Source organism: Stenotrophomonas sp. YJH_SMC_53 (assembly GCF_059369995.1).
Window position 1 is genome coordinate 178,960 of sequence record NZ_JCAFTF010000007.1, and the last position, 20,378, is coordinate 199,337.

The following is a 20,378-nucleotide window of genomic DNA, read 5'->3' on the forward strand; positions in this document are numbered from 1 at the left end:
CCGACCAAGGTCGGCACCCACCAGACGCAGGTGCGACCGCTTACGCCACGCGGCCGCGGCGCGCGCGCTCCAGGTGCACCAGCAGCAGTGAGATCGCTGCCGGGGTCATGCCCGGAATACGCTGCGCCTGGCCGATGGTCTGCGGGCGCACCCGCTCCAGTTTCTGCAGTGCTTCGGCCGACAGCCCGCGCACGGTCGCATAGTCGAACGCCTCGGCGATCGGCGTGGCCTCATGCCGCTGCTGGCGCTCGATCTCCTCGCGCTGGCGGTCCAGGTAGCCGGCGTACTTCACGCCGATCTCCACCTGCTCGGCCACCTTGGCGTCGGCCACGGCCGGGCCCAGCGACGGCACCTGCATCAGCTGCGCGTAATCCAGTTCGGGGCGCTTGATCAGGTCCAGCACGTTGGTCTCGCGGCTGACCGCCACGCCCAGCGTGTCCTGCACTTCGCGGCCCAGCGCATTGGCCGGGGTTGCCCACAGCGCGCCCAGGCGTGCGCGCTCGGCAGCAACAGCGGCCTGCTTGGTCTCGAACGCACCCCAGCGACGATCATCCACCAGGCCCATCTCGCGGCCGGTCGGGGTCAGGCGCTGGTCCGCATTGTCCTCGCGCAGCTGCAGCCGGTACTCGGCGCGGCTGGTGAACATGCGGTACGGCTCGTTGGTGCCGTGGGTGATCAGGTCATCCACCAGCACGCCCAGGTACGCCTCGTCGCGGCGTGGGCACCAACCGTCCAGCCCACGCACCTGGCGCGCGGCGTTGAGGCCGGCCAGCAGGCCCTGCGCGGCGGCCTCCTCATAGCCGGTGGTGCCGTTGATCTGGCCGGCGAAGAACAGGCCGTTGACCAGCTTGGTCTCCAGCGACGCCTTCAGCCCGCGCGGATCGAAGAAGTCGTACTCGATGGCGTAGCCCGGGCGGGTGATGTGCGCGTTCTCGAAGCCACGGATGCTGCGCACCATCTCCAGCTGCACGTCGAACGGCAGCGAGGTGGAAATGCCGTTGGGGTAGATCTCGACGATGCCCAGGCCTTCGGGTTCGACGAAGATCTGGTGGCTGGCCTTTTCGGCGAAGCGCACCACCTTGTCCTCGATGGACGGGCAGTAGCGCGGGCCGATGCCCTCGATCTGGCCGCTGTACAGCGGCGAGCGGTGCAGCGCGTCGCGGATGATCTGGTGGGTCTGCTCGGTGGTGTGGGTGATCCAGCAGCTGACCTGCTGCGGATGCTCGTCCACCGAGCCGAGGAAGGACATCACCGGCCGCGGCGAATCGCCCGGCTGCTCGTCCATCACGCTGTAGTCCAGTGAGCGGCCATCGATGCGCGGCGGCGTGCCGGTCTTCAGGCGGTCCACCTGGAAAGGACGCTCGCGCAGGCGCGCCGCCAGCGTGGTGGCCGGCGGGTCGCCCATGCGGCCGGCGGCGTACTGGGTCGGGCCGACATGGATCTTGCCGGCCAGGAAGGTGCCGGCGGTCAGCACCACGGCCCCGGCGTCGAAGCGCAGGCCGGTCTGGGTCATGACCCCGCGCACGGCGTCGCCTTCAATGACCAGGTCATCGACGGCGGCCTGGAACACGGTCAGGTTGGCCTGGCCTTCGACGATGGCGCGGATCGCCATGCGATACAGGTTGCGGTCGGCCTGGCAGCGGGTCGCGCGCACGGCCGGGCCCTTGGAGGCGTTGAGCGTGCGCCACTGGATGCCGGCGCGGTCGGCGGCATGCGCCATCGCACCGCCCAGGGCGTCGATTTCCTTGACCAGATGGCCCTTGCCGATGCCGCCGATGGCCGGGTTGCAGCTCATCGCGCCCACTGTTTCGATGTTGTGGGTCAGCAGCAGGGTGCGCACGCCGGTACGGGCCGCGGCCAGCGCGGCTTCGGTGCCGGCGTGGCCACCGCCGATGACGATGACGTCGTAACGATGGAAGGACGGGTTCATGGGGGCTGTTCAGCTGGGGGCGGGCGCGGCCGGGGCGGCGCCGGGGTGGCGATTTTAGCGCCATTCGGGGCTGGGACGTCGGCGCCAGCCGGCTCCCGTCGAATTCAGCCCTAAAGTTGGCAGGATTTTTGCAGATAACCCAATAGCACCCACCGTGGCTGGCGCCGCAGGCGCCCGTGACCGGGATTGGAACAGGGGCCGGTACAGGCGCACGGTGGGGGAGCAGGGGGCCGGCAGTCGGGGGACTGTCCGGCCCTGTTTTTTTCTGGAGGCTATCGGGAGAGCTCCATCCACGCATGGCGTGGATCTACTGATGACGGGCCTTGGGTAGATCCACGCCATGCGTGGATGCCGTGGCGGCGGCACCAGAACAACGTGCCCCAAAAACAAACGGCCCCGCACTGCGGGGCCGTCTGCCTTCAGAGGTGCCGACATCCGACAGGGCCGGAACAGGGGGGATCCAGATGTTCCTGTCGGATATCGACGTAGAGCTTTTTGCGGCGGCCCGTGTCGTTTTTGTCACTTTGTGACGCGGGCCGTCACTGGCCCCGTAGAGTGCGGCTTGGACCGTGTGAAATGCAAGACGGTTCAGCGCTCAACTGTGCGCTGCGTCCCACGATCCATGTTGCGCCAGGGGGAACCGTTCATTCTTGGCGCACTCGGCGCCGGAGCCGGACGGGCCGGCGGCGGAGGCGCAGAGGGCTGGATGTTCGATTGCGGCGGCCGGCGCATCGAGTCCATGTTCCGCCACGGCGAACCGCCGTTGTACGACGGCCGCGACGGCGGTGGCGGGCGGTTCTCGCCGCCGTTGCCGGGTGGGCGCGGTGGCGGGCGGTGGTTGTGCGGCGGGCGGTAGATCGGGCGCGAGTAGTACGGATTGCCATAGCCGCCGTAGTAGCCGCCATAGCCGCCGTAGTACGGGTAGCCGTAGTTGTAGGGATAGCCGGCGGGGTAGCGGTACTCCACCGACGGCGCACCGTGGTAGTAGCTGCCGCTGCGGCCACCGCCGACATAGTCGTAGGTGGTGCAGCCGGCCAGGGCCAGCATCAGGCCACCGGCAAGCATCAGGCGCGTTTTCATGGTGGGTCCCCCCAGAGGACGGGTTGTACAGTGAGCTTCGTGCGCAGGCGTTGAATCGGCCCTTAACTTCACTGTCCAGGATGAATGGAGGTGAAGGCTGCCATGCTGGCATGACCTGTGCCGGGGTCGCCAGCAGGGAGCCATACGTTAATCTTGCGTCATGAGCGATTCACTGTTGCCCCGTGCCGATGATGTCCTGGCTGCCGCTGCGCGGATCGCGCCGCACGCCAGCGTGACCCCGGTGCTGCGTTCGCGCACGCTCGATGCGCTGGCCGGCGCGCAGCTGGCGTTCAAGGCCGAGCATCTGCAGCGCGGCGGCGCATTCAAGTTCCGCGGCGCCTGCAATGCGGTGTGGTCGCTGGATGCCGATCGCGCCAGCGCCGGCGTGGTTACCCATTCCTCCGGCAACCACGGCGCCGCCCTGGCTCTGGCCGCGCGCACCCGTGGCATTCCCTGCCACGTGGTGGTGCCCGAAGGTGCAGTGGCGGCCAAGCTGGCCAACATCGCCCGCCATGGCGCCACGCTCTGGCGCTGCCCACCAACCATCGCCGACCGCGAGGCCACCTGCGCCAAAGTGCAGGCTGATACCGGCGCGACCTTGGTCCATCCCTATGCGGACCCGGCGGTGATGGCCGGGCAGGGCACCGCGGCACTGGAGCTGCTGCACAGCGACGGCCCGTTCGACGTGCTGGTGGTGCCGGTGGGCGGCGGTGGCCTGGCCAGCGGCACCGCGCGGGCCCTGCAGCTCGCCAGCCCGCAGACCCGGCTGGTGCTGGCCGAGCCGGCCGGCGCTGACGACACCGCGCGCTCGTTGGCCGCTGGCGAGCGCCAGGCGGCATTCACCCCGGACACGATCTGCGATGGCCTGCGCACCCTGATCGGCGCGTCCAACTTCGAGTTGCTGCGCGCGGCCAACGCCGAGGTGATCGTGGTCGATGACGCGGCGACGATGGCGGCAATGCGCTTGCTGTGGGAGGTTCTCAAGCAGGTGGTCGAGCCGTCATCGGCAACCGTGCTCGCCGCGGTGCTGGCGCAGCCGCAGCGTTTTGCCGGCCTGCGCGTGGGCCTGGTGCTGTCCGGCGGCAACGTCGACCTGCAGGCACTGCGCTGGGGGGCGCCGTGAGCCGCGACCGGCACCGGCATCGCACTGGCCTGCTGGGCTGGCTGTGGCGGTTGTTTGTCCTGCTGGTGATCTGGCTGCTGGGCGTGACTGCCTGGATCGTCTGGGTCGGCGAGCGTGACCAGGCGGCCAAGGCCGATGCCATCATCGTGCTCGGTGCGGCGGCCTATGACGCCAAGCCGTCGCCGGTATTCGAAGAACGCATCCGTCACGGGCTGGATCTCTATGAGGCCCAGTTCGCGCCACTGCTGATCTTCACCGGCGGCTATGGTGGTACCGGCGCGCGCTTTTCCGAGTCACAGGTGGCGCGGCGCTATGCGCTCAAGCACGGCGTGCCGGACGATGCGATCCTGATCGAGACTGCCTCGCGCAACACCGTGCAGAACCTGGTGGAAGCCAAGCGGCTGATGGACCAGCGCAACCTGCACCGGGTGATCATCGTCAGCGATCCGCTGCACATGGCGCGCGCGCTGCGCCTGAGCAAGGCGCTGGGCATCGATGCACTGGCCTCGTCCACGCCCAGCACGCGCTTCCGCAGCTTCCACACCAGTTGGCGCTTCCTGGTGCAGGAAATCTATTTCTTCCACCGCGACCTGGTGCGGCCGCCGCTGAGTTCGCCGGCCAATACCTGAGCGGTTGCCTCTGTGCCCGCCGGGCATGGCCCGGCGCTACCCATATCGCGCGTCCGGCGCGGCCCCTATCGCGCGCCCGGTAGCGCCGGGCCATGCCCGGCGGCTCTCGATCAGGTCTGCTTGCGCCGGATCGGAATCGCCGAAACCGGCACTGAGGCCACGTCATGCCCGCCTTCGCGGATCGGTGCGCCCGGGTCCGGTGCCCAGGCATGGGCATAGATCACTTCCCAGCTGCTGGGCAGCTTGCCGTCGGCGCGCCGCATCGGTTCATACGCCGCTGCCGCCGCAGCGAAACGGCCACGCCCGGTCAGCGTGTGGCGGCGATCCACCCGCGCATTGGTCGCGCCCATCGCGCGCAGCTCGCGCATCAACGAGGGCAGGTCGTCGTAGGTCAGGGTGAACAGATCGCGGTCCAGCACCGGGTCGCGGAAGCCGGCCATCATCAGCGCATCGCCGAACTGGGCGATCTGCGCGAAGCGGCTCACGTGCGGGCGGTCATCGGCGGCCGCGAAGGCCTCGTTGAGTTCGATCAGGGTTTCCGGGCCGAAGGTGGAACACAGCAGCAGGCCACCGGGCTTGAGCACGCGACGGAAGCCTGCGAACACCGCCGGCAGATCGTCCACCCACTGCAGGCACAGGTTGCTGAAGATCACGTCCACGCTGTTGTCGGCCAGCGGCAGCGCGGCGGCGTCGCCGCACAGGCGCTGGAACGGCTTCCACCAGCCGGCCTGGCGCTTGGCCTGGTCCAGCATCGGCAGTGCCACATCCAGCGCGATCACCTGCGCCTTCGGCCAACGCTTCTTCATCAACGCGCTGGCGTGGCCGGTACCTGCGCCGATGTCCAGCACCACCTCGGGCTTGCGTGCCTCCAGGTAGTCCAACGATTCGATCAGCCGCGACTGCACCTCGCGCTGCAGGGCGGCGGCAGCGTCGTAACTGGTGGCGGCACGCGCGAATGCGCGGCGGACATGGCGGGCATCGAAGTGGGACGGCATTGCGAAAGTCTCTTAGAACGTACCGGGGTAGGCGCCGCCGTCGATCAGCAGGTTCTGCCCGGTGAGGTAACCGGTGTGTGCGCTGCACAGGAAGGCGCAGGCGGCGCCGAACTCGTCCGCCGTGCCGAAGCGGCCGGCGGGAATCTGCTGGCGGCGGCGTTCGGCCACTTCGCCGGCATCGCCGTCCTTGCCCGCAGTGTGGGCGAAGTTGGCGCGCAGGCGGTCGGTGTCGAACTGGCCGGGCAGCAGGTTGTTGATCGTGACGTTGTGCGCGACGGTGCGGCGCGACAGGCCGGCGACGAAACCGGTCAGGCCGCTGCGTGCACCGTTGGACAGTGCCAGGATGTCGATCGGCGCTTTCACCGCCGACGAGGTGATGTTGACGATGCGGCCGAAGCCACGCGCAATCATCGCGTCCACGGTGGCGCGGATCAGCGCGATCGGCGCCAGCATGTTGGCGTCGAGCGCGGCGATCCAGTCGTCGCGCTCGAAAGTGCGGAAGTCGCCTGGCGGCGGGCCACCGGCATTGGTGACCAGGATGTCCACCTGCGGGCACGCGGCCAGCGCCGCGGCACGACCGGCGTCGGTGGTGACGTCGGCGGCGACCGCGCGCACCTCAGCGGCACCGGGCAGTGCACGCAGCTCTTCGGCAGCGACCTGCAGTGCAGCCTCGCCACGGGCCACGATCACCACGTTGACGCCCTCGCGCACCAGCGCACGCGCGCAGCCCAGGCCCAAGCCCTTGCTTGCGCCGCAGACCAGTGCCCAGCGGCCGTTGATACCCAGATCCATGCGTCAATCCCGTGGAATGAGGAAGGCGCTCATTGTCCGCCATCGGCCGGTGACAGGCCGGCAACGAAGTGTTGCAGGGCGCTGGCCACCTCGTCGGCATGGCCGAGGAAGGGTGCGTGGCCGCCATGGGCGATGGTCAGCGCCTGCGCACCCGGGGCCAATGCCGCAGCGGCCTGCATCGCCGCCGGAGACACCAGCCGGTCGCGCTGGCCGGCGATCCACAGGCTGGGTTTGCCCAGTGTTGGCAATGCGCCGCGCAGGTCGGTGCTTTCCAGCAGGCGCAGGCCTTCCAGCAGGGCCCGTTCGGTGGGCGCGCCGCGCTCAACCAGGCGTTGGCGCAGCGTGCGCAGCTCCTCGCGGGCGTGCGCCGAGCCCATCACATCCAGCGCCAGGAAGCGTTCCAGGGTGCCACCGAAATCGGTCGCCAGCTCGCGCCCGAACTGCTCGAACACCGCCGGCTCCACCGCATGCGGCCAGTCGTCGCCGCGCACGAAGCGCGGCGTGGCCGCGATCATCGCCAGCCCGCGCACTTTCGGAAGCGTTGCGGCGGCGTGCAGTGCGAACAGGCCGCCCAGTGACCAGCCGCACCACACCGCCGGCGGCGTGGCCGCGGCAATGGCGTTGACCACGAACGGCAGGCGCAACGGCGTGGTGTCTTCGCGGCTGTGGCCATGGCCCGGCAGATCAACCAGATGCAGGGTGAACCGGTCGGCCAGGCGCTGCACCAAGGGTGCGAACACACCGCCCTGCAGGGCCCAGCCATGGATCAGTACCAGGTCCGGCCCCTGGCCGGTGACGTCGATATGCATGGGAAAACGACAGCAGGCTCAGGCAAAGACAGGCAATGGCGGTGGCGCGGCGTCACGCACCGCCAGATCCACGCGATCGCGCGCGCTGGCGATCGCGTCCACCAGGCCACGCACCTGTTCCGGCGTGTGCAGGGCGGACAGGGTCACACGCAGGCGCGCCTTGCCTTCGGGCACCGTGGGCGGACGGATCGCGCCGACCAGCCAACCAGCCTGCTCCAGTGCCTTGGACATCGCCACGGCGCGGTGATCGTCACCACACAGCAGCGGCTGGATCGGCGTTTCCGAAGCCATCAGGTCCAGGCCATGGCGGCGTGCCTCGCTGCGGAACAGCGCGATCAGGTCGGTCAGTTTCGAGCGGCGCCAGTTGTCACGGCGTGCCAGGCGCACCGCTTCCAGTGCAGCGGCGGCCAGCGGTGGCGGCATCGCCGTGGTGTAGATGTAGGGGCGTGCGGTTTCAGCCAGGTGCTCGACCAGATCGTCGCGGCCCAGCACCAGCGCGCCGGAACCGCCCAGTGCCTTGCCCAGCGTGACCAGCTGCAGCGGCACATCGTCCACGCCCAGCCCGGCGGCGGCCACGGCACCACGGCCGTCACCGACCACACCTACGCCGTGCGCATCGTCCACATAGAACAGCGCCTGCTGCAGGCGTGCCACAAGCGACAATGCACGCAGCGGTGCGATGTCGCCATCCATGCTGAAGACACCATCGGTGGCCAGCATCGCCGCGCCGTCGGGCGCGTGCTTGAGCTGGCGCATCGCGCCTTCGGCATCAAGGTGCGGATAACGGCGCAGGCGCGCACCGGCCAGCCGCGTCGCATCCAAGAGGCTGGCGTGGTTGAGCTTGTCCTGCACGCAGACATCACGCTCTTCGCTCAGCAGTGCCTGCTGCACGGCCAGGTTGGCGGCGAAGCCACTACCGAACAGCAGCGCGCGCGGGTAGCCCAGCCACTCCGCCACTTCGCGCTCCAGCGCGTCATGCAGGGCGTGGTGGCCGCAGACCAGATGCGATGCACCGGCGCCGGTGCCTTCGCGTGCGGCGGCATCCTGCAGCGCGTTGACCACGCTGAACTGCTGGGCCAGGCCCAGATAATCATTGCTGCAGAAGCCGGTCAGCCACTGGCCGTCCACTTCCAGGCGGACGCCATCACGACGGTTGACCGTGCGCCGCGTGCGGCGACGGCCTTGGGCATCGCGCAGGGCGCGCTGGGCATGGAGGCGGGCGGTCAGGTCGGGGCGGGCCATGGCGGCTGAATGCGGCGACGGGGCGGCTAGGGTAGCGCGTTGCCGCGACACCTGCTTGTACCCCGTCTCAGGCCGCGTGAGCGCAGCCGCAGCCGGGCGCATCGGCGCTGATGTCGGCGTGCACTGTACCGCCGTGATCGTGGCCCTCGGCATCCACCTGCACCGCCATCGGTTGCAGTCCCAGCCGGGCGAACAGGGCCAGGTCGCGCTCACTCTCCGGGTTGCCGGTGGTCAGCAGCTTGTCGCCGTAGAAGATCGAATTGGCACCGGCCAGGAAGCACAGCGCCTGCAGTTCGTCACTCATGGCTTCGCGCCCGGCCGACAGCCGCACCATCGAGCGCGGCATGGCGATGCGTGCCACCGCGATCATGCGCACGAATTCGAACGGGTCCAGCTCCGCGCTGCCATGCAGCGGGGTGCCCGCCACCTGCACCAGCCTGTTGATCGGCACCGAATCGGGATGCGCCGGCAGCGTGGCCAGCGCCAGCAGCAGGCCAACGCGCTGCGCGCGCGTCTCGCCCATGCCGACAATGCCGCCGCAGCAGGTCTTCAGGCCGGCCTCGCGCACGTGCTCCAGCGTGTCCAGGCGGTCCTGGTACTGGCGCGTGTGGATGATCGAATCGTAGTAGTCCGGTGCGGTGTCGAGGTTGTGGTTGTAGTAGTCCAGGCCGGCGTCCTTCAGCGCGCGTGCCTGTTCGCCACTGAGCATGCCCAGCGTGGCGCAGGTCTCCAGGCCCAGCGCCTTCACCCCGGCGATCATCGCCGCTACCTTCGGGATGTCGCGGTCCTTCGGTGATCGCCACGCGGCACCCATGCAGAAACGCGACGCACCGGCGGCCTTGGCCTGGCGGGCCTTGGCCAGCACCGCATCGGTGTCCATCAGCTTCTGCGCGTTCACCCCGGTGCTGTAGCGCTGCGCCTGAGGGCAGTACGCGCAGTCTTCCGGGCAGCCTCCGGTCTTCACCGACAGCAGCGTGGAGACCTGCACCTGCGCCGGGTCGAAGTGCTCACGGTGGACCGCCGCGGCGCGGAACAGCAGCTCGGGCAACGGCAGGTCGAACAGGGCCTGCAGTTCGTCGTGTTGCCAGTCGTGGCGGATGGCAGCAGCCATGGCGGACCTTGGGTACGAGTGGAGCGAGGGCGGCAGTGTGGGTGGGTTGGTGAAGGCTGTCAACTAACTAGTAATTAATTCGGTTTACAGAAATCGACTGCCAGAAATGCGCGCTACGGTGTAAGTTCATTGCCGCATACGGACGCGCGAGCACGTGCCATGGACAGCTACCAGCCCTACCCGATCCGCCGCCATGCGGTGCTGTGCAGCCTGGCCGAACTGCCTGACGGCGGCCTGCGCGTGGTGATGGATGATCTGCGCCAGGCCGAAGCGCCGGGGCAGTGGAAGAATCACACCTTCGTGACCTTCAAGGACTACGCGGCGGGGGAGCTCGATCCGGCGATGCTGCCGAAGGAGGAACTTGAAGCATTCGGTCACTATGTCTTGGTTCGCTTGTTGGCGATAAACGGTTGCCTGCGTGATACGGAGGAAGGTCCTGACAGCGATGTCCCTCTCACCGACCAGTAGCGGCAAAGCACCGCCGCGCTGACCGATGGAGGCATCGCCCGGATCGATGCGCAACTGCGTTTCCACTGCGATGGACAGTTCCGAACATCGCCTGCATCGTGGGGAACGCGATGTCGCTGGACCCGCAGCGCCACCCCGGCATTGCCGATGTCTTCTACGCCCAGCGTGTGCGCGAACGGGTTGCGCGCGGTGTACTGGAAGCGCGGGGTGAAAAAGCGCCGGTGGCGGGAGCGCCTGCGCGTCCAGCGATGTACGCACGGGGCAGGCAGTCGGGACGACCCGTATCGGGGCATTTCACCGCATCCTGCAAGGCCTTCGGCCACAGTGACCGCTGTCCACCTGCTCCCGCTGCGTCCACACTGCCTCGCATGACCGATCTCCATCGCCTTCGCGGCCGCATCACCGCGCTGGTCCCAAGCGAGGCCTGGCGCCGCCGTGCCGCGCTCTGGGGCGGGGCTGTGGCCGTAGCGCTGGTGGCCATCCTGTTTGCCAAGGCCAGCGACGCGGCCTTCCATCTGTTCCAGCGCATCACCGCGCACTCGCCGTGGTGGGCCCTGCTGCTCACGCCCGGCATCTTCGCGTTGCTGGCCTGGCTGACCAGTGGCGTGCTGAAACCCACGCGGGGCAGCGGCATTCCGCAGGTCATCGCTGCGTTGGACAAGCCCGATGAGCCGTTCCGGAAAACCAACCTGTCGCCCGCGGTCTCGGCGGGCAAGCTGTTGCTGACCTCGCTGTCCCTGCTCGGTGGCGCGTCCGTTGGTCGCGAGGGCCCGACCGTGCATGTGGGTGCCAGCCTGATGTACCTGTTCGGCCGCTGGTTCGGCTTCAAGGATCCGCGCGAACTCTCGCACTTCCTGCTGGCGGGTGGTGCAGCGGGCATCGCCGCGGCATTCAATACACCGCTGGCCGGCATCGTGTTCGCCATCGAGGAGCTCAGTGGCCGTTTCGAACATCGCTTCTCCGGCACCCTGTTGACCGCAGTGATCGTCGGCGGCGTGGTATCGCTCGGTCTGTTGGGCAACTACACCTACTTCGGCCATGTGAGCGCGCGCCTGCCGCTCGGCCAGGGCTGGCTGGCGATCCTGCTGTGCGGCGTAGTGGCCGGATTGCTGGGCGGATTGTTCGCGCGCGCGGTGCTGGCCAGTGCGGCGGGCCGCCCCCGTTGGCTCGGGCAACTACGGCAGCGGCATCCCGTGTTGCTGGCCGCAGGCTGCGGGCTTGTGGTGGTGCTGCTGGCCCTGGCGTTCGGAGAAGGCGCATTCGGCACCGGCTACGAACAGGCGCGCAGCCTGGTGCAGGGGCAGGCGATGGTGGGCCACGAGTTCGGTCTGATGAAGCTGCTGGCGAATCTGGCGTCCTACGTGGCGGGCATCCCCGGCGGCCTGTTCTCGCCGGCGCTGGCGGTCGGTGCCGGCCTTGGCCACAACCTGGCCGTACTGATGCCGGGCGTGGACCCGCGTGCGTTCGTGCTGCTGGGCATGTGCGCCTACCTGACCGGCGTCACCCAGGCCCCGCTGACCTCGGCGGTGATCTCGCTGGAGCTGACCGACAGTGGTGATCTGCTGCTGCCGATCCTGGCCACGGTGCTGATCGCACGCGGCGTGTCCGGGCTGGTGTGCCGCGTGCCGATCTACCGTGGGTTGGCGGAGCTGTTGATGGTGCCGAAAGCAGAGCCAGCTGATAGACCTCACTGATTACCTTGATCAACAGGACCAATCATCTCGAATCTTCACTCCAGCAGTGAAGCTGATTCCGCGCTGCACCGTCTACCCCATGCGCGGCGCGGCGCTGAAGATGCATCGACACCGGGGCTGCACCCGGACCCGCATCGAGAGCACCATGATCAACTGCCGTATCCGCAGCCTGGCGGCTGCCGTCCTGGCCCTGGCCAGTTCCCCCGCGCTGGCGATGTCCGGCGCGCCCATGCTGCCCAGCGAGCGCAGCATCGGTACCCTCGAACCGGTGGCGCGTTTCGAAGGTGCCATGCCCACCAGCGTGGCGGTATCAGAAACCGGGCGCATCTTCGTCAACTTCCCGCGCTGGGGCGATGACGTGAGCTACAGCGTGGCCGAATGGCGCGACGGCCGCGCCGTTCCCTATCCGGATGCGCGCATCAACAGCGCGGACGGAGCCGACCCGGCTGCACACTTCATCAGCGTGCAGAGCGTGGTGGCCGATCGCCAAGGCCGGCTTTGGGTGTTGGACACTGCAGCGCCCGGATTCTCCGCACCGCAGGCCGGTGGCGCCAAGCTGGTGGCGATCGATCTGGCTACCAATACCGTGGCCAGGACACTGGTGTTCCCGGCCAACGTCATCGACGCGCGCACCTACGTCAACGATGTGCGCTTCGACTTCCGGGTCGGCCGCGAGGGCGTGGCCTACGTGACCGACTCGTCGCTGAGCGGTATCGGCGGCATCATCGTGATCGACCTCGCTACTGGCGTCGCGTCCAAGCGACTGGTCGGCCACGTATCAACCTCGGCCGATCCCGCCTTCGTGCCGATCGTGGAAGGGCAGCAGATGCGGCTGCGCAACGCGGATGGTTCGACGCAGCCGTTCACCGTGGCCGCCGATGGCATCGCCCTGTCGCCCGATGGCGCCACGCTGTTCTACACGCCCTTGTCCAGCCGTCATCTGTACAGCGTGCCGACCGCGCTGCTGCGCGATCCGAAGGTGAGTGAAGCGGAACTGGCGGCCGCGGTGGTCGACCACGGCGACAAGGGCGCCTCCGATGGCATGGAGATGGACGCCAACGGGCGGTTGTATGCCAGCGACTACGAGCACAACGCGATCCATGCCCGCGACGCGCAGGGGCGATGGACGACCGTGGTTCACGACCCGCGCATCCTGTGGCCGGATACGTTGTCGATGGGGCCGGACGGCTATCTGTACTTCACCGCCAACCAGCTGCACCGCCAAGCCGGATTCAATGGCGGCGTTGATCGGCGGCAGGCGCCGTACATGGTGTACCGCACGCGGGTGGATGCCGCGCCGGCGCCCACGAGATGAAGTGAGCCGGTAGAGCGGTGAAAGTTCCTACGGCCCACTGGGAACACCGCCGATGGCATCGCGCCATCGAGGTGCTCACGCTGCAACGTATGCCTGCCTTTACCCCCGCCGCCTGGAGCCTGCAGGCCGTGCTTCGCCTGCTGCTGCCATTGCGCTGCCTGGTCTGTGACGACCCAGGCCATGATGGCCTTGACCTATGCCGCGCCTGCCTCGCCGAACTACCCTGGGCCGGCCGCGCCTGCCTGCGTTGCGCGCTGCCGTTGCCGGACACCGCCCTGATCGTCTGCGGCAGCTGCCGCGAGGAAGCGCCACCGCAGACGGCCACCCATGCCAGCCTGTTGTACCTGCCGCCAGTGGACCAGCTGCTGGTGCGCTACAAGTTCCATCAGGACCTGGCGGCTGGCCGCCTGCTGGCGCAGTTGATGCAGCGGGCACCGCCCGCCTGGTCATGCCCACCACTGGCGCCGGTACCCCTGCACCGCCGCCGCCTGCGCCAACGCGGCTACAACCAGGCTGCTGAACTGTGCCGGCTGCTGCCGATGCCGGTCTGGCATGGGCTGTACCGGCGGCGGCATACGGCGCCACAGTCCGAACGCACGGCCGAGCAGCGCAGGGAAAACCTGTTCGATGCGTTCGATGTACGCGGTCCGGTGCCACCCCGATTGACCGTGGTTGACGATGTGATGACCACCGGCAGTACGGTGATGGAGATTGCCGAAACGCTGCGCTGCGTGGGTGCTGAAGAGGTGCGGGTATGGGTGTGCGCGCGGGTGCCGTGATCGCTGTCTTCATCGCCGGGGGCTAGGATGAACCCGGTTCCGGATCGAAGGAGTGGCCATGAATTCCCCCTTGTCTCCCCTGTTGTCGGCAATCGGCCGTAGCTGGTGGATACTCCTGCTGTATGGCCTGGTCGCTCTTGGCTTCGGCATCATCGCCATCGGCTGGCCGCTGTCCGCCGCCATGGCATTGGCGTGGACGCTGGGCGTGATGGCCATCGTTGAAGGCGTCATCAGCCTGTTCGCACTGGTCAGCGGCGGCAGCGGCGCGTCGCGTGGCTGGCTGGCACTGTATGCCATCGCCTCGCTGGGTTTCGGCATCCTGGCGGTCATCAATCCGCTGGCCACCGCCAGCGTGCTGGTGCTGTTCCTGGCGGCGTGGCTGCTGGTGGCAGGCATCTATCGCATCGTATTCGCGATCCGCGTGCGCAAGCAGATCCAGGGTGAGTGGCTGCTGATCCTCAGCGGCGTGCTGGCGGTGGTGCTGGGCCTGCTGTTCGCGGCCAACCCGTACGCGGGCGTGGCGGTGACCACGCTGTGGATCGGCATTGGCAGCCTGCTGTACGGCCTGCTGCAGGTGCTGGTGGCGTTCAAGCTGCGGAAGCTGAAGTGAGAACGGCGCTTGCGTTGTTGCTGGGCGCGGCACTGGCCATGGCCGGATGCACGCCAGGTGCCACGCCCGCGGTGCAGGCGGTCGAGGGACATGTACCGCGCGCGGGTGTGGATGTACGCCTGAGCGCGGTCGATGCGGACGGCAAGGGCAGGCAGGTGCAGTGGCAGGGCGAAACCCTGGCCCTGCACGAGCCACCGATCGCCGGCAGCGCCGACATTGCCGATGTGCGCTACGTGCTGGATCAGGACAAGCAACCTGGCCTGCAGATCCGCTTTCGACACGAAGCGCACCAGCGCATCCACGATGGCACGGAAGCACTGGTGGGCCAGCGAGCGGCAATCAGCGTGGATGGCCGCGTGTTGATGGTGGCGACGGTGCAGGGCCCGTTCGGGGAGTCGATGATGCTGAGCGGGCTGCCGAGCATCGCCGAGGCGCAGGCGTTGGCGAAGCACATCACCGGTCAGTGACGGGCGCGCCAACATCCCCGCGCTACGCGGAGGTCGACCAAGGTCGACCGCTACCGGGCGAACCGTGCCTCGATCTCCTCCAGTGACTTGCCCTTGGTCTCCGGCAGCCAGAATGCGGCTACCAGGAAAAATACGAAGGTGCAGGCCGCCCAGAACACGAACATGCTGGCGTAGCCGTAGTGGCCCACCGTGGGCAGGAAGATGGCGGCGATGGTGGTCGACACGAACTGGTTGATCAGCAGTGCGATGCTCATGCCGTTGGAGCGGATGCGGTTCGGCATCAGTTCCGACAGTGCCAGCCACACGCACACGCCGGGACCGACCGCGAAGAACGCGACGAATACCAGGATGCAGGCGGCCACCGCCCAGCCATGTGCAGGCGGCGGCACCGGGCCGATGCGGGCCTGTTCGACGCGCAGCGGCGCCTGCGCGGCACTGGCGGGGTCGGCGAACGGGTTCAGATGCAACTTGCGGAAGAATGCGCCGATCACGCTGTCTGGCTGTACGGTGCCGGTGCGGTCGATACGCAGTTCGCGATCAATCAGGTTGTCGCTGCGCACGGCGCGCACATTGGTGAAGTCGCCGTAGGCGTACGACACGGTCAGCTGCAGCGGCCGGCCCTCGCTGTCGATGCCAGCACCGAGGCGCTCCCACTGGGCTTCATCCAGCACCAGCTGCAGGCCATCGCCGTTGACCGCCGCCTGCAACTGCGGCTGCACATCAGCGCGACCGCGCTCGGCCTGGAAGAACAGCGTGGCCGCTGCCAGCAGGGCCACGCAGATACCACCGCTGCCGAGCATCAGCAGGAACTTGCGGCCCTTGCGGTCGACCAGCAGCAACGCGACCACGGTCATCACCGCATTGAGCAGCTTGATCGCCACGTCGGCGCCGTTGGCCACTGAACCGGACAGGCCGGCCTGGTTGAGGATGTTCACCGCGTAGGCCAGTACCGAGTTGATGCCGGTGGCCTGGGTGCAGGCCAGCACGACGCAGGCGAGCAGGAACGGCACCACGTAGCGGCGGCTGAGCAGCGGGTCGCGCTTGCTGTCGCTGCTGCTCGATTCCGGCGCCTGGATCTGCGCAAGGGTGGGCTCCACATCGGCAGCAGGCAGAACGCGCTGCAGGCTGCGGCGGGCATCGTTGACACGGCCCCGGCGCACCAGCCAGCGCGGCGATTCGGACAGCCAGAAGATGCCGGCGCAGAACAGCAGGCCCGGCGCCAGGCAGCTCCAGAAGATGGTGCGCCAGGCGTGGTCCTTCACCGTGAACAGCTCCTGCGCCTGCTGTGCCAGCGGCAGCGAGCGCACGGCCTCGGCGGCGGCATCCACCGCATGTGCGTGGTACAGCCCGATCAGCGCGGCCAACACCAGGCCAATGGTCAGCAGCAGCTGGAACATCGCCGCACCCCGGCCACGTCGCTCGGGGCTGAGGACTTCGGCCAGGTACAGCGGTACCACCACGCCGATCAGGCCACCGCTGACGCCCTGCAGCAGGCGGCCCAGCAGCAGGGGTGTATAGCCCGAGGCCAACGCCATGATCGGAATCGAGGCGGTGAACAGCAGGCCGGCCAGCAGCATCGCGCCGCGGCGGCCGATCAGGTCGGCGATCATGCCGGCGAACAGCGAGGACAGCACGCTGCCCAGCAGTACCGCGGCCACCACGAAGCCAAGCTGCTGGCTGCTGAGCTGCCAGGCGTGGCTGGCGGTGGCTTCAAGATAGGGCAGGGCGCCGGCGATGATGCCGATGTCGATGCCGTACAGCAGGCCACCGAGGCCGCCGATGAAGAGCAGGTAACGTACGGGCCAGCGCGGAGCGGTGGAAGCGGGTACGGCGGGTGCGGTGGCTGCGGTCATCGGCGTATTCCTGGAATAGCGGGGATGGTGCGGGGCTGGGGCATTGCGCTTGCGCGCTTCATGTAGAGCCGAGCCATGCTCGGCGCGGACTTCGTCGATGCTGATGCGAAAAGCAGCCGAGCACGGCTATGCCGATCGTCCTGATCGGCACCCTCCGGGCCGTCGCAAGCGACGTTGGCAATGGCTCCTGCCATTGCCTTCGGCTCTACAGACGCGCGTCGCCTAGTGCAGGTCGATCACCCGGCCACCAACCACCACCTGCCGCAGGCGCAGTTCGGTGTCCAGTACCACCAGGTCGGCGCGGGCGTCGGGCGCAATGCGGCCGCGATCGCCCAGGCCCAGATAGTCGGCCGGGAAGGTGGAAACGCGCTGCGAGGCATCGGCCAGCTCCAGGCCCACGCGCACCAGGTTGCGCAGCCCCTGGTCCATGGTCAGCGCGCTGCCGGCCAGTGAACCGGTCGCCAGGCGCACGCAGCCGCCGCACTTGTGCACGCGCTGCTCGCCCAGCGCGTACTCGCCGTCGGGCATGCCGGTGGCGGCCGTCGCGTCGGTCACCGCATACAGGCGCGGGATCGCGCGCGCGGCCAGGCGGATCACGCCGGGATGGATGTGCTGCAGGTCGGGAATGATCTCGGCGTACTGTGCATGCGCCAGCGCCGCTGCGGCGATGCCGGGTCGGTAATGGTCGACACCGGTCATGCCATTGAACAGATGGGTGAAGCCGGAGGCGCCGGCCTGCAGCGCGGCTACGCCTTCCTCGTAGGTGCCGGCGCTGTGGCCGAGCTGCACGCGGATGCCCATCGCCGAAAGCGCGGGAATCAGTGCGGTGTGATCGCCGATTTCCGGTGCCAGCGTCATCACCCGGATCGCCGCCAGTGCGTGCAGTTGCTGCACCAGCGCCAGCGTCGCCTCGATCGTACGGTTGGGCTGTGCACCGAGCCGCTGCGGGCTGATGAACGGTCCTTCCAGATGCACGCCGACGATGCTGGCGGCGTCGGCATCGGGCGCCGCCATCGTCGCAGCCACGCCCTGCAGCGCGTGCTCGATCTCATCCAGGCCGGCGGTCATGGTGGTTGCCAGCAGCGTGGTGGTACCGAAGCGCAGATGGGTGCGCGCGATGGTGCGCGCCACGTCGCCGCCCTGCATCAGGTCCACCCCGGCCGCGCCGTGCACATGCAGGTCGATGAAGCCGGGCAGGATGACCGGCAGCTGCAGGTCGTCAGCACCACTGTGGTCATCCACCTGCAGCTGGCGCACATGTGAATCGAAGTGTACCTGGCCACGCCGCCAGCCCAGCGGGGTGAGGATGCGGCCATGCAGGGAACGGATGTCGGTCATGCGGGAGGCTCGGCAATGATCACTTCGATACCCAGCCGCTGCAGCCCTTCGCGGGTTGCCTCGTCGATGCCGGCGTCGGTGATGATGGCGTGGATCTGGTCGAGGCGGGCGATGCGGTGCAGGCTGACACGGCCGAACTTGGAGGCGTCGGTCAGCACCACGATGCGGCGCGCGCGCTCGACCATGCGGTGGTTGAGGCGGGCTTCGGCCTCGTCGTGGGTGGTCAGGCCGAACTGCAGGTCCAGGCCATCCACGCCAAGGAACAGGGTGTCGAAGCTGTACGAGTTGAGGCTGGCCTCGGCCTGGCTGCCCTGCAGCGACAGCGACTGCTGGCGCAGCAGGCCACCGGTCAGCAGCACGGTGATGCCCGCGGCATTGGCCAGTTCCCAGGCGATGTTCAGGCCATTGGTCATCACCGTCACGTCGCGATGCGCGCGCAGGTGGCGAGCCAGCGTCATCGTGGTCGAGCCGGAATCGATGATGATGTTGTCGCCCGGCTGCACCAGGCGCGCAGCGCGCGCACCGATCGATTCCTTCAACGGCAGGTTCAGCGCGTCCTTCTCATGGATGTCCTGTTCCTGCGGCGGCGTGCGCACCAGGGTGGCGCCGCCGTGGGTGCGGTTGGCCAGGCCCTGCGACTCGAAGTGGGTCAGGTCGGCACGGATGGTCACCGCCGACACGCCGAAACGCTCGACCAGATCGGCCACCTGCACCGAGCCGTGCTCGATCAGCAGCTGCAGGATCTGTTGCCGGCGGGAGCGGGTGTTGCGCATGGCCATTCTCGGTTTCGCGGGGAAAGGTAGAGATTAGCCGTTCGCAGCAACTGCGGCAGCCGAACGTGCGTTCTGCGTGCGGGTTCCGGCCTGGTTGGCGCTGCAGGCGCGCGCGTACTCGCCCAGGCACAGGCCGATGCGGTGCTGCACCAGCGCGGTGGGGGTGTTGGCCAGCGTGCCCTCACGCACGGCGCGGTACTGCTCCGGCAGGTACTGGCTGAGCAGCACCAGTGGCGGCGCGTGCTGTTCCAGGTTGGCGAACAGGGTCTGCACCGCCTGCACCAGCGCGGGCTCGCCCCAGTAGTAACGGCAGCGGTCACTGAAGGAGTAGCTGCGCAGCAGGCGCAGCGCCGTGTCATCGCCCTGGTAGTAGGACTGCCAGTACTTCGGCTGCGCCACCATCACCTCGTCCAGCACCTGCGGCAGGCGCGAGCACTGTGCCGCCGGCAGCAGTTCGGCCTCGATCGCGGCCAGCGCGAACAGCGCTTCGCGGTAGGCGAAGGTGGCCGCGGGCCCGACCTTGAGGATGGCGAAGTGGTCGCGCACCAGCGCGTGCAGGCCGCTCTCGCGCTGGTAGTCGGTGGAGTGCGCTTCGAACACGATGCGTGGCTGCTGTTCGAGGAAATCGGCCAGCGTACTGGCAGCGGCGGCGTCGTACTCGTGCACGCTGCTGTGGTCGAAGTCCACGCCCGGCTGCACCACCATCGCGATCACACGCTGCCACGCATCGCGCAGCTGCGGGGTATCGAAGGCCTGCCGGTGGATGGCCAGGGTCTGCGCGGCGGCGGCCGGCGTGGTCACCTGCAGGCCTTCGGCCAGCGAGGCTTCGCCTCCGGGAATCGGCACTTCGGTACCGATCACGTAGACCGGCGGCGGCAGGCCATGTTCGGCGGCGGTGCGTTCGGCGATTTCGGCCAGCTCGGCCGAGCGCGCAGCGACGATGGCATCGGGCAGCGGCACCGGATCATCGGCGCAGGACATGCTGCAATCCAGATGGATCTTGTGGAAACCGGCGGCGACGTAGGCTTCGATCAGCACGCGCGCGTGGGTCATCGCTTCGGCCGCCGGGCGCTTCTGCCAGGCATTCGGGCCGAGGTGGTCGCCGCCCAGCATCAGCCGCTCGCGCGGGAAGCCTTCTTCATCGGCCAGCGTGCCCACGTAGTCGCGGTACTGCGGCGGGGTCATGCCGGTGTAGCCGCCGAACTGGTCGACCTGGTTGGAGGTGGCCTCGATCAGCAGCACGGTGCCATGCGCCAGGGCGACGTGCATGGCCGCGCGCAGCACCTGCTCGTTGCTGCAACAGACGCTGTACAGGCCGACGTTGGCGCCGGCGCGGTGGGAAGCAAGCAGGGTCTGCAACGGGGACATGG

The 20,378-nt window shown here is 68.4% G+C and carries 19 protein-coding genes; 8 read left to right on the forward strand and 11 right to left on the reverse strand.

Going from position 1 to position 20,378, the window contains the following annotated elements:
• Positions 1–40: 40 nt before the first annotated feature.
• Positions 41–1,930: a tRNA uridine-5-carboxymethylaminomethyl(34) synthesis enzyme MnmG gene (gene mnmG / locus AC5P7X_RS13155; RefSeq protein WP_005420137.1), complete on the reverse strand. Its 1,890-nt coding sequence runs from the start codon at positions 1,928–1,930 to the stop codon at positions 41–43.
• A gap of 588 nt (positions 1,931–2,518) precedes the next feature.
• Positions 2,519–3,010, reverse strand: a complete 492-nt coding sequence (locus AC5P7X_RS13160) for a hypothetical protein (RefSeq protein WP_053496813.1) — start codon at positions 3,008–3,010, stop codon at positions 2,519–2,521.
• Between the two features lie 160 nt (positions 3,011–3,170).
• Here AC5P7X_RS13160 and AC5P7X_RS13165 point away from each other — a divergent pair, with 160 nt between their 5' ends.
• A complete protein-coding gene (locus AC5P7X_RS13165; RefSeq protein WP_053496814.1) occupies positions 3,171–4,133 on the forward strand; it encodes a pyridoxal-phosphate dependent enzyme in 963 nt (320 codons plus the stop codon).
• The gene (locus tag AC5P7X_RS13170; protein ID WP_194442065.1) at positions 4,118–4,762 is read left to right on the forward strand and encodes a YdcF family protein; all 645 of its coding nucleotides are present in this window, start codon (positions 4,118–4,120) and stop codon (positions 4,760–4,762) included. Before AC5P7X_RS13165 ends, AC5P7X_RS13170 begins: the two co-directional genes overlap by 16 nt.
• 110 nt (positions 4,763–4,872) lie before the next feature.
• On the opposite strand, the gene bioC is transcribed toward AC5P7X_RS13170, so the two are convergent.
• The 5 genes from bioC to bioB form a co-directional block, all read right to left on the reverse strand.
• The gene (bioC, locus tag AC5P7X_RS13175) at positions 4,873–5,757 is read right to left on the reverse strand and encodes a malonyl-ACP O-methyltransferase BioC (RefSeq protein ID WP_005420131.1); all 885 of its coding nucleotides are present in this window, start codon (positions 5,755–5,757) and stop codon (positions 4,873–4,875) included.
• Between the two features lie 12 nt (positions 5,758–5,769).
• Positions 5,770–6,549 carry an SDR family oxidoreductase gene (locus tag AC5P7X_RS13180; protein WP_005420130.1) on the reverse strand — a complete coding sequence of 260 codons (780 nt, stop codon included), beginning with the start codon at positions 6,547–6,549 and terminating at the stop codon, positions 5,770–5,772.
• 29 nt (positions 6,550–6,578) lie between these two features.
• Positions 6,579–7,358: a pimeloyl-ACP methyl ester esterase BioH gene (gene bioH / locus AC5P7X_RS13185; protein ID WP_053496815.1), complete on the reverse strand. Its 780-nt coding sequence runs from the start codon at positions 7,356–7,358 to the stop codon at positions 6,579–6,581.
• Positions 7,359–7,376: 18 nt separating this feature from the next.
• Entirely contained in the window at positions 7,377–8,600 is a 1,224-nt protein-coding gene (gene bioF, locus AC5P7X_RS13190; protein WP_346607423.1) for an 8-amino-7-oxononanoate synthase, read from the reverse strand.
• A gap of 67 nt (positions 8,601–8,667) precedes the next feature.
• A complete protein-coding gene (bioB, locus tag AC5P7X_RS13195) occupies positions 8,668–9,711 on the reverse strand; it encodes a biotin synthase BioB (RefSeq protein ID WP_005420125.1) in 1,044 nt (347 codons plus the stop codon).
• Positions 9,712–9,870: 159 nt separating this feature from the next.
• Here bioB and AC5P7X_RS13200 point away from each other — a divergent pair, with 159 nt between their 5' ends.
• From AC5P7X_RS13200 to AC5P7X_RS13225, 6 genes are all read left to right on the forward strand, one after another.
• Entirely contained in the window at positions 9,871–10,179 is a 309-nt protein-coding gene (locus AC5P7X_RS13200; RefSeq protein WP_346607422.1) for a hypothetical protein, read from the forward strand.
• Positions 10,180–10,547: 368 nt separating this feature from the next.
• A complete protein-coding gene (locus tag AC5P7X_RS13205; protein ID WP_053496818.1) occupies positions 10,548–11,873 on the forward strand; it encodes a chloride channel protein in 1,326 nt (441 codons plus the stop codon).
• A 145-nt stretch (positions 11,874–12,018) separates the two neighbouring features.
• Complete coding sequence (locus AC5P7X_RS13210) at positions 12,019–13,188, forward strand: L-dopachrome tautomerase-related protein (RefSeq protein ID WP_206621008.1); 1,170 nt, start codon at positions 12,019–12,021, stop codon at positions 13,186–13,188.
• Positions 13,189–13,277: 89 nt separating this feature from the next.
• Positions 13,278–13,967: a ComF family protein gene (locus AC5P7X_RS13215; RefSeq protein WP_495214962.1), complete on the forward strand. Its 690-nt coding sequence runs from the start codon at positions 13,278–13,280 to the stop codon at positions 13,965–13,967.
• A gap of 58 nt (positions 13,968–14,025) precedes the next feature.
• Positions 14,026–14,577: an HdeD family acid-resistance protein gene (locus AC5P7X_RS13220; RefSeq protein WP_346607419.1), complete on the forward strand. Its 552-nt coding sequence runs from the start codon at positions 14,026–14,028 to the stop codon at positions 14,575–14,577.
• 38 nt (positions 14,578–14,615) lie between these two features.
• Positions 14,616–15,044, forward strand: coding sequence for a SecDF P1 head subdomain-containing protein (locus AC5P7X_RS13225; protein ID WP_141750830.1), 429 nt, complete (start codon positions 14,616–14,618; stop codon positions 15,042–15,044).
• A 50-nt stretch (positions 15,045–15,094) separates the two neighbouring features.
• Here AC5P7X_RS13225 and AC5P7X_RS13230 read toward each other — a convergent pair whose 3' ends face one another.
• The 4 genes from AC5P7X_RS13230 to AC5P7X_RS13245 all read right to left on the reverse strand — a co-directional run bounded on the left by AC5P7X_RS13230 (position 15,095) and on the right by AC5P7X_RS13245 (position 20,376).
• Positions 15,095–16,897: an MFS transporter gene (locus AC5P7X_RS13230; protein WP_053496821.1), complete on the reverse strand. Its 1,803-nt coding sequence runs from the start codon at positions 16,895–16,897 to the stop codon at positions 15,095–15,097.
• 222 nt (positions 16,898–17,119) lie between these two features.
• Positions 17,120–18,235, reverse strand: a complete 1,116-nt coding sequence (gene nagA, locus AC5P7X_RS13235; protein WP_346607418.1) for an N-acetylglucosamine-6-phosphate deacetylase — start codon at positions 18,233–18,235, stop codon at positions 17,120–17,122.
• A complete protein-coding gene (locus AC5P7X_RS13240; RefSeq protein ID WP_005420109.1) occupies positions 18,232–19,008 on the reverse strand; it encodes a DeoR family transcriptional regulator in 777 nt (258 codons plus the stop codon). The genes nagA and AC5P7X_RS13240 overlap by 4 nt, the downstream gene beginning before the upstream one ends.
• 33 nt (positions 19,009–19,041) lie before the next feature.
• Complete coding sequence (locus AC5P7X_RS13245) at positions 19,042–20,376, reverse strand: D-tagatose-bisphosphate aldolase, class II, non-catalytic subunit (protein WP_111129508.1); 1,335 nt, start codon at positions 20,374–20,376, stop codon at positions 19,042–19,044.
• Between the last annotated feature and the right edge of the window lie 2 nt (positions 20,377–20,378).

What these genes read in the sequence shown, in the direction of transcription:
- mnmG (WP_005420137.1), bottom strand. Translation starts at nt 1,930, where the DNA reads ATGAACCCGTCCTTCCATCGTTACGACGTCATCGTCATCGGCGGTGGC.
- AC5P7X_RS13160 (WP_053496813.1), bottom strand. Translation starts at nt 3,010, where the DNA reads ATGAAAACGCGCCTGATGCTTGCCGGTGGCCTGATGCTGGCCCTGGCC.
- AC5P7X_RS13165 (WP_053496814.1), top strand. Translation starts at nt 3,171, where the DNA reads ATGAGCGATTCACTGTTGCCCCGTGCCGATGATGTCCTGGCTGCCGCT.
- bioC (WP_005420131.1), bottom strand. Translation starts at nt 5,757, where the DNA reads ATGCCGTCCCACTTCGATGCCCGCCATGTCCGCCGCGCATTCGCGCGT.
- AC5P7X_RS13180 (WP_005420130.1), bottom strand. Translation starts at nt 6,549, where the DNA reads ATGGATCTGGGTATCAACGGCCGCTGGGCACTGGTCTGCGGCGCAAGC.
- bioH (WP_053496815.1), bottom strand. Translation starts at nt 7,358, where the DNA reads ATGCATATCGACGTCACCGGCCAGGGGCCGGACCTGGTACTGATCCAT.
- bioF (WP_346607423.1), bottom strand. Translation starts at nt 8,600, where the DNA reads ATGGCCCGCCCCGACCTGACCGCCCGCCTCCATGCCCAGCGCGCCCTG.
- bioB (WP_005420125.1), bottom strand. Translation starts at nt 9,711, where the DNA reads ATGGCTGCTGCCATCCGCCACGACTGGCAACACGACGAACTGCAGGCC.
- AC5P7X_RS13200 (WP_346607422.1), top strand. Translation starts at nt 9,871, where the DNA reads ATGGACAGCTACCAGCCCTACCCGATCCGCCGCCATGCGGTGCTGTGC.
- AC5P7X_RS13205 (WP_053496818.1), top strand. Translation starts at nt 10,548, where the DNA reads ATGACCGATCTCCATCGCCTTCGCGGCCGCATCACCGCGCTGGTCCCA.
- AC5P7X_RS13210 (WP_206621008.1), top strand. Translation starts at nt 12,019, where the DNA reads ATGATCAACTGCCGTATCCGCAGCCTGGCGGCTGCCGTCCTGGCCCTG.
- AC5P7X_RS13215 (WP_495214962.1), top strand. Translation starts at nt 13,278, where the DNA reads ATGCCTGCCTTTACCCCCGCCGCCTGGAGCCTGCAGGCCGTGCTTCGC.
- AC5P7X_RS13220 (WP_346607419.1), top strand. Translation starts at nt 14,026, where the DNA reads ATGAATTCCCCCTTGTCTCCCCTGTTGTCGGCAATCGGCCGTAGCTGG.
- AC5P7X_RS13225 (WP_141750830.1), top strand. Translation starts at nt 14,616, where the DNA reads ATGGCCGGATGCACGCCAGGTGCCACGCCCGCGGTGCAGGCGGTCGAG.
- AC5P7X_RS13230 (WP_053496821.1), bottom strand. Translation starts at nt 16,897, where the DNA reads ATGACCGCAGCCACCGCACCCGCCGTACCCGCTTCCACCGCTCCGCGC.
- nagA (WP_346607418.1), bottom strand. Translation starts at nt 18,235, where the DNA reads ATGACCGACATCCGTTCCCTGCATGGCCGCATCCTCACCCCGCTGGGC.
- AC5P7X_RS13240 (WP_005420109.1), bottom strand. Translation starts at nt 19,008, where the DNA reads ATGCGCAACACCCGCTCCCGCCGGCAACAGATCCTGCAGCTGCTGATC.
- AC5P7X_RS13245 (WP_111129508.1), bottom strand. Translation starts at nt 20,376, where the DNA reads ATGTCCCCGTTGCAGACCCTGCTTGCTTCCCACCGCGCCGGCGCCAAC.